The sequence below is a fragment of the Lentiprolixibacter sp. genome, from assembly GCF_982873095.1.
In genome coordinates, this window is sequence record NZ_CEYNTP010000138.1 from 1 (window position 1) to 7,514 (window position 7,514).

At 48.7% G+C, this 7,514-nt stretch carries 6 protein-coding genes; 4 read left to right on the forward strand and 2 right to left on the reverse strand.

Features of this window, described 5'->3' with window-relative positions; all coding sequences use genetic code 11:
* On the forward strand, positions 1 to 1,188 hold a 1,188-nt coding region (locus AC4E7D_RS09160), incomplete at its 5' end, for a M1 family aminopeptidase (RefSeq protein WP_490173500.1).
* A 6-nt stretch (positions 1,189 to 1,194) separates the two neighbouring features.
* Here AC4E7D_RS09160 and AC4E7D_RS09165 read toward each other — a convergent pair.
* Together AC4E7D_RS09165 and AC4E7D_RS09170 are read right to left on the reverse strand one after the other, a co-directional pair.
* A complete protein-coding gene (locus AC4E7D_RS09165; protein ID WP_490173501.1) occupies positions 1,195 to 2,400 on the reverse strand; it encodes a succinylglutamate desuccinylase/aspartoacylase family protein in 1,206 nt (401 codons plus the stop codon).
* Between the two features lie 3 nt (positions 2,401 to 2,403).
* Positions 2,404 to 4,254: a CBS domain-containing protein gene (locus AC4E7D_RS09170; RefSeq protein WP_490173502.1), complete on the reverse strand. Its 1,851-nt coding sequence runs from the start codon at positions 4,252 to 4,254 to the stop codon at positions 2,404 to 2,406.
* 124 nt (positions 4,255 to 4,378) lie between these two features.
* Between AC4E7D_RS09170 and rnpA the strand changes: the two genes are divergently transcribed.
* The 3 genes from rnpA (at position 4,379) to AC4E7D_RS09185 (ending at position 7,405) form a co-directional block, all read left to right on the forward strand.
* On the forward strand, positions 4,379 to 4,768 hold the full coding sequence (gene rnpA, locus AC4E7D_RS09175) for a ribonuclease P protein component (protein ID WP_490173503.1): 390 nt from the start codon (positions 4,379 to 4,381) through the stop codon (positions 4,766 to 4,768).
* Positions 4,749 to 6,377 (forward strand): S41 family peptidase, encoded by a 1,629-nt coding sequence (locus AC4E7D_RS09180; RefSeq protein ID WP_490173504.1) that lies wholly within the window; start codon positions 4,749 to 4,751, stop codon positions 6,375 to 6,377. Before rnpA ends, AC4E7D_RS09180 begins: the two co-directional genes overlap by 20 nt.
* Positions 6,378 to 6,448: 71 nt before the next feature.
* On the forward strand, positions 6,449 to 7,405 hold the full coding sequence (locus AC4E7D_RS09185) for an MBL fold metallo-hydrolase (protein WP_490173505.1): 957 nt from the start codon (positions 6,449 to 6,451) through the stop codon (positions 7,403 to 7,405).
* Positions 7,406 to 7,514: the final 109 nt, after the last annotated feature.

Consider the following 7,514-nt stretch of genomic DNA (forward strand, 5'->3'; position numbering starts at 1 on the left):
GGTACCGGATACCTCCAAAACCCCAACGAAATTGGGCATGGCTATGAAACTCCCGGCACAAAAGTGCCCCGTGTTAAGGGAAAAACCCTTACCTGGCATTTCAAAGCCCCGATGGTGCACGACTTTATGTGGGCAGCAGACCCGGAATTTGTGCATGACCAGCTGCAGATGGAAAACGGGCCCACCCTGCATTTTTTCTATAAAAACAAGGCAGATATTATTGACAACTGGAAAAAGCTGCAGCCAAAAACAGCTGACGCTATGACCTTCTTCAATAAGAATATCGGTCCTTATCCCTATGAGCAATACTCCGTGATCCAAGGGGGAGACGGGGGTATGGAATACGCCATGAGCACCCTGATTACCGGGGAGCGAAATTTCAACAGCCTGGTAGGGGTAATGGTGCACGAACTCGCCCATTCCTGGTTCCAGCACGTACTGGCCACCAACGAATCCAAGCATGCATGGATGGATGAAGGCTTTACCTCTTTTATTTCCAGCTTGTGTATGAATGCGATTATGGAGCAGGAAAGCCAGAATCCTTTCGCCAGGTCTTATGACGGATATTACAGGCTGGTCAATTCCGGTAAGGAGCAACCCCAGACCACACATTCCGATCGTTATGCGGTTAATGCGGCATACGGAGCTTCTGCATACAGCAAGGGCGCTGTGTTTCTCGCGCAGCTGGGATATGTGATCGGGCAGGATAAGCTGATGCAGACCCTGAGGGAGTACTACCGGCTTTTTCAATTCAAACACCCTGTGCCTAATGATATTATCCGGACAGCAGAGCGTATCTCGGATATTCATTTGGGCTGGTACCTCAACGACTGGACACAAACCACCAACACCATAGACTACGGTATTAAGGAAGTGACTGAAAACAACGGCACAACCCAGGTAGTCCTCGAGCGGGTGGGGCTGATGCCGATGCCCCAGGACATCCTCCTGGTATATGAAGATGGGAGCCGGGAAACATTTTATGCACCCCTGAGGATGATGCGTGGTGAAAAAGGGAACCCCTATACGGGGATAAAAAGGACCGTCTTGCCAGACTGGCCCTGGGCGATGCCCACCTTTACATTTACTGTGGACAAGCCGTTAAGTAGTATCCGGGCGATCCTGCTGGATCCTTCACAATTGATGGCGGACGTTAATCCGGAAAACAACCTCTGGCAGAACCCCTGAGGGAAACTATTTGCGGTACCACCAGGTTCGTTCGTACATACTGTTCTTGGCAGCGCGTTCCCTGTTGTACAGGACCATATGGGCCTCGTCTATCACCCGCTCCCGGTAACCCAACAAGTGGAAGAAGGGTTTGCTGAAAAACCGGGCGACTTTCAGGTTGACCATAAGCACTTCAGATTTTTCTGAAACCCGCCGTATTCCCGGAAGCCAGGTGAGAAAGTTATCAAACTGTATATGGCGGAGGAAAGCGGAGAGTCTAAGGGCCCATCGCGGTATCTTCCTGATCAGAAAGAAACCTTCCTCACCTTGTTTTTGATAGAGCGGCATAAAGAGAATGGTGTCTTTTTCCGCAAGAATGACTTCCCCATTATGACGGGCAATCTGGGTGCCTTTGCTCAGATGATCAAAGCTCTGTGCCCCAAGGAGCATCTCAAAAGCGTCTTCTGAAGTGATCTTATGCCGGTGGATGACTTCATAAAAGTTTCTGTTCTTCCCGGCAGATATGTGGAGCTGTTCGCACAGGACCTCTTTATCCACCGAAGGATGCGGCTCCATTGCCCCGGTGTGTAACAGGGTAAGCCAGGTAAATGCTATGCTGTTCTCTACTGACTCCTTTGCGACATGCTGCCCGCTTTCAAAACCAAGGGTCACGTATCCTTTCTCATTGAGATAGCTCAATAAGGGCCCTTCCAGATATTCCTCTATCCCCAGAATTACCGGAACCGGGAAAAGCTTTGAAAATTTCCGGTTGATCATGGCATCATTAATGGTGATAAATGGAAGCGTTTGGCTGGAAGTCGTATGGAAGTCTATAAAATAGAAAGGGGGAGGCTCATTCTCCAAAATCTCTTTGAGCAGCCGATAAATTTCCGCCACCTCCCGTTCTTCTTCGTTGCGGTTTCCGTTGTTTTTCTTCTTGATATGGTCGATCCCTTTCTGCGTCCACATCCGGTTGAGGTCAGAGATCAAAAAACGTTTCTCCTGGAGCAGTGCCGGAATATTGCCCCGTATCCCGTAAAAGGCACCCTTGATTTTAATGTTGTTGGCAACCATCTCCTGGAAGACGTGTTCCAACGCCTGCACCCCTGAGGGTTCATTACCGTGAATCCCGCCAAAGAAGATCAGGGTGGGGCCGGGTTCCTCTCCTTGCAGTTTCCCAATTATTCGCGAAAGTTTAACTGCTTCGAGTTGATTTACAGGGCTTTGGGACATGTACTAGAGGTCGTTTGAAGTAATTATACCAATCAATTTCTTGCCGTATACCACAGGGAGGCAATTGATCTTGTTCGCTTCCATAAGGGATTTGGCTTCATCAATAGGGGTATCTGCTGTAACCGTTATGAGATCGGTTTTCATTAAGAATTTTATGCTTTTTTTGAGTGCGTCAGGTTGATCCAGATAGTGCGAAACATCTGTCCAGGTAAGTATCCCTGTTAAGTCCAGGTTGCTGTCCAGTATGGGGGCATGATGGATATGTTTCCACTCCATCATTTTTAAAACCAGTTGCGCACTGTCATTTTCCTGTGCCGTAAAGATCTTCGTCGTCATAAAATCGCGTACCGCCCGGGCCTCTGATGGAATTTCGTATTCATTCCCCCTGGGGAGTTGCCAGGCATCCACAGTATACTTCTTTTCCTTGCGATCATACATGGTAGCCACCAGGATCTTAAGGGCATCAGGAACACTATGCTCCCGCTTTAGTTTGCGGTACGCCTCAATCATCCATCTGGAACCATTATTGCCACGAACGCGCTTTTCTATGATGGATAGATACTGTTCTGCATCACGCGGGGAGACCCCCATACTGTAGAGGCCCCTGAACGCCATTGGCAGAAAATGGTCCAGAATCAAATCGTGGCTGCTGATGAGTTCCCCATTCCAGTAGAACTGTGCGGCCATACCGTAGCGGGCAGCATTAAAAAAGTTGCTTTTTACATCGCTGAAATCCATAACGCGGTGGATCTCATCAAATTCCTTCGGTCTTCCCTGCATGACCCCTACCCAGAGCATCATGTTTGCAATTTCATCTGCAGAAGTTGGTCCTGACGGCAAATACCGGTTTTCTATACGTATATGCGGTTTCTTCCCGGATACCCCATAGCATACACGGTTCCATTTGTAGATGGTGCCGTTGTGCAACTGCAGGGCCTTTAGTTTTGGGATCTTTCCAGCTTTGAGTTCGCTTATGCTATCTGAAGTAAAATCTGTGGTGATCAGGCTCCTGAACTGAATGATGGCGTCTTTGAAAAAATCAGCTACGGTGCCGCAAATCCAATTAGTGCCGAAGCCTACACGGTTCTCCTTTTCATTGAGGATAAACGTACTGGCACGGGTATCCACGCTTTGAGTAAACAGGGCTATCCGTGTCTCTTCCCACAGTTCCTTCCCCAAAAGGAGTGGAGAGTTTGTGCAGACCGAAAGGACAGGCCCCGCAATGGCCTGCGCCCAGTTATAGGTGTTGGCAAAATCGTCTGGGTCTATTTGAAGGTGCGCCTGAAAACTGGTGTTACACCCTTCGTAGAGAATGGTGTCGTGGTGCAGGTTCACCTCATCCACCCCTTTGATGTGCAGTTCAATATCCTCTTTACGGATGCCTTTTATGGCGTCATTCAATACATGGTACCGTTTCAATGGGGTCATGTAATCCAGGCCCAGGAACGGGGTGTCTATGGTAGGAAGGATGCCTGTAAGGATGACTTTATTGCCGTATTTTTCGGCTGCTTTTTTCGCTTTCAGCAGCAACTCATCCAGGTTCTCGTGAAGTTCAGAAAAACAGCTGTCCTTTAAGACGTGAGGCTCCAGATTAATCTCCAGGTTATAACGGGTGAGTTCATTGGTGAAATGGGGGTCGTTTAATTCCTGCAGGACTTCCTCTGCCATGTTCGAGGGGTTCCAGGAGTCATTGACCAGGCAAAATTCCTGTTCTGCTCCAATATGTATCGGGGATTTTTCGAACTGGCCCGCTTTCAGCATCTGATCCACAGCCTCTATATCGCCAACCAACTGAGCTATGTATTCTATCTTATCAGAAGAGGCTGCCAGTTTCTTTACATTGAGTTCACCCATAAACGGAAGAATTGGTCCAAATTACTGGAAATATAATCCAAAGCAAGGTAATTTCATATTTCCGTGATAAATATGATAATTGTCAGGCTAAACCGGGAGCAAATAATTCATACTTTTGGTTCCTATGGCTTTCTCTTTTCCTAAAAAAGAAAGGCTCAAGAGCAAAAAACTGATTGAGCAGGTGTTCGAGGAAGGCAAATCCATCAAGCGGTTTCCCCTGAAGCTTATTTATCTGAAAACGCCCCTTCCTGAAGATGTACCCTGCCAGGTCGCCATGGCCGTACCCAAGAAAAAGGTCCGCCAGGCCGTAAAAAGAAATCGGATCAAAAGGCTGATGCGGGAGAGCTGCCGGCTGCAAAAGGGCGACACTTTTAACAAGACGGTGGGAAATTTTGCCTTGCTATTTTTATATCTTGGAAAAGAGTCCCCGGAATACCGGGAAATAGATAGTGCCATGACGGTCCTTCTGGATAAGTTTTTAAAAGAAACGCAAGATGAAAAAAATGATGAATAAACGCGTACTGCTACCTTTTCTGGCGGTAGTATTGTTTGTAGCGGGGAGCAGTTTTAAAAACGACTACTTTGAAATTGCCAAGCAAATAGAAATCTTCACCACCCTGTTCAAGGAACTCAATATGAACTATGTGGATGAGACCAATCCGGCTGACCTGATGGACACCGCCATCAAGAATATGCTGGGCGAATTAGACCCCTACACCAAATTCCTGAACGAACAGGATGTTGAGGCCTACAAGATCAACAATGCCGGCGAATACTCAGGTATCGGCGCGCTGGTGCGGTCCTATCAGGATAAATTGCTGATCATTGAACCTTATGAGGGCTACGCCGCAGATAAGGCCGGCCTTAAAGCAGGGGACGAATTGATACAGATCGGCGACATTGCCATATCTGACTTTAAAGACGATGCAGCAGAGCTGCTGAAAGGGGCCAACAATACCCAGGTTGCAGTTACCTTTATCAGGCAGGGAAAAACCCAGACGACCACAATTACCAGGGAAGCCATCGAAATAGATGCCGTCCCCTTCTATGGGATGGCGGATGAGAAAACCGGATATATCGTATTGTCGCGCTTCAATGCCAAGGCTGCGGAACAGACAAAAAAGGCCTTTCTCAACCTCAAAGACCAGGGGATGGAGCAGCTCATTCTGGACCTGAGGGGCAACCCGGGGGGGCTGCTGAGCGAAGCCATCAAAGTCACCAACCTTTTTGTGCCCAAGGGAGAGGTAATTGTTACCACAAAATCCAAGGTGAAGAAGTTCAACCGGGAATACCGCACCAAAGATAAGGCTGTGGACACTGAAATCCCGCTGGCGGTCCTGGTGGATGGTAACAGTGCTTCCGCCAGTGAGATCGTTTCAGGAAGCCTGCAGGACCTCGACCGGGCGGTGATCGTCGGCGCCAGGAGTTTTGGTAAAGGTCTGGTGCAACGTCCTTTGAAACTCACCTACGGCACCCAGCTAAAAGTCACGATTTCCCGCTATTATACCCCCTCCGGGAGGTGTATCCAATCCCTGGATTACTGGAACCGGGATGAGGATGGCAATGCGGTAAGGAATACCGAATTCCGGGATTTCAAAACACGGAACGGTCGCAACGTCCAGGACGGCGGTGGGGTGATGCCTGATATCGAAATCCCCGAATTGCAAAGCAACGCCCTAACTAAGGCGTTGGTCGCGAACAACCTGATCTTTGACTTTGCAACAGACTACTACTACAGCAACAGCCTGGAAGCAATCGATGCTTTTTCTTTTAAACAAGCGGATTTTGCCGCCTTTAAAGCCCATGTACAGGAAAGCGATTTCAATTTTGAAACCAAGACAGAGAAGATCCTCCGGGAAGCGATAGCAGAGGAAGACTCCGGTTTGCTTGGCGAACAGATGAATGCCAATTATCAGGAGTTGATGGACAAGATCAAGGTGGAAAAAATCTGGGCGATTGACAGGTACCAGCAGGAAATCCAGAAAAGCCTCGAGGATGAGATCATAAAAAGGTATTTCTACCGCAATGGCCTGTACCAGCATTACCTCCTCCACGATGTGGCGATCACCGAAGCCGTTAGTCTCCTGGGAAATAAAAACAAATATCGCTCCATCCTAAACTAAGGCGTATTGATTGCCCCGCACACCCAATGAACACCCCTGATAACAGCCGATGGAAATCTGTTAGGAGCTGTATGCTCCTGGTCCTAGGATTGTTTTTATTGGGAACTGCCTGCCAACGAAAACATGCTGAACCCGATTCTGTTGCAGAAACTCCCCTGCCAGAGGAGCCCTATCTGATTGTTTTAGGAACGGCCCAGGACGCAGGAATCCCCCAGCTGGGGTGCCGGAAGCCCTGTTGCCTGCCCTACCAGGGGGTCCCTGATCCGGACCTGAATGTGGTTGCGCTGGGCCTGGTAGCACCTCAGCAAGGGCAAAACTTTTTGTTTGAAGCCACCCCTGACATAAGGAGGCAGTTGGCGATAATGAACGGGGTTTTGAATGAAAGCTCCTTTGTGTTGCCAACAGGTATTTTCCTTACCCATGCGCATATGGGCCACTACACCGGACTGATGCATTTGGGTCGGGAAGCCCTCAATGCAAAATCAGTTCCCGTGTATGCCATGCCAGGGATGAAAGCCTTCCTGGAACAAAACGGCCCCTGGGACCAGCTCCTCACACTGCAGAATATCGAATTGCAGGAGCTACAGGACCAACAAGCTGTAGTGCTCAATACATCGCTGCAGGTTACTCCCATTCAAGTGCCCCATCGGGATGAATATTCAGAAACCGTAGGCTACCGAATAAACGGCCCGGAAAAGTCGGCCTTGTTTATTCCGGATATTGATAAATGGGAACAATGGGAAGTGGATATTGTCTCCCTGCTCGGGGAGGTGGATTATGCCTTCCTTGATGCTACCTTCTTTGATGCGGAAGAGATCAACAACCGGGACATAAAGGAGATCCCCCACCCTTTTGTTATTGAGAGTATAGCACTGTTCGAGACATTGCCTCCCGAAGAAAAAGCCAAGGTCCATTTTATCCATATGAACCATACCAACCCCTTGTTGGATCCGGAGAGCCCCGCCAGCAAAGAGGTGACAAAAAATGGTTTTCAGGTGGCCCGCACCCATCAGATATTTCCCTTGTAATGCAAAAGGAATCCAAGGACAGGCTGGAACAGGTTTTGGGAACACGCATCCTGAACTGGCAGGCTGTTTCTGGCGGTGATATTGCCCGTGCCTACCTACTGGAAACTGC

What these genes read in the sequence shown, in the direction of transcription:
- AC4E7D_RS09180 (WP_490173504.1), top strand. Translation starts at nt 4,749, where the DNA reads ATGAAAAAAATGATGAATAAACGCGTACTGCTACCTTTTCTGGCGGTA.
- AC4E7D_RS09170 (WP_490173502.1), bottom strand. Translation starts at nt 4,254, where the DNA reads ATGGGTGAACTCAATGTAAAGAAACTGGCAGCCTCTTCTGATAAGATA.
- AC4E7D_RS09185 (WP_490173505.1), top strand. Translation starts at nt 6,449, where the DNA reads ATGCTCCTGGTCCTAGGATTGTTTTTATTGGGAACTGCCTGCCAACGA.
- rnpA (WP_490173503.1), top strand. Translation starts at nt 4,379, where the DNA reads ATGGCTTTCTCTTTTCCTAAAAAAGAAAGGCTCAAGAGCAAAAAACTG.
- AC4E7D_RS09165 (WP_490173501.1), bottom strand. Translation starts at nt 2,400, where the DNA reads ATGTCCCAAAGCCCTGTAAATCAACTCGAAGCAGTTAAACTTTCGCGA.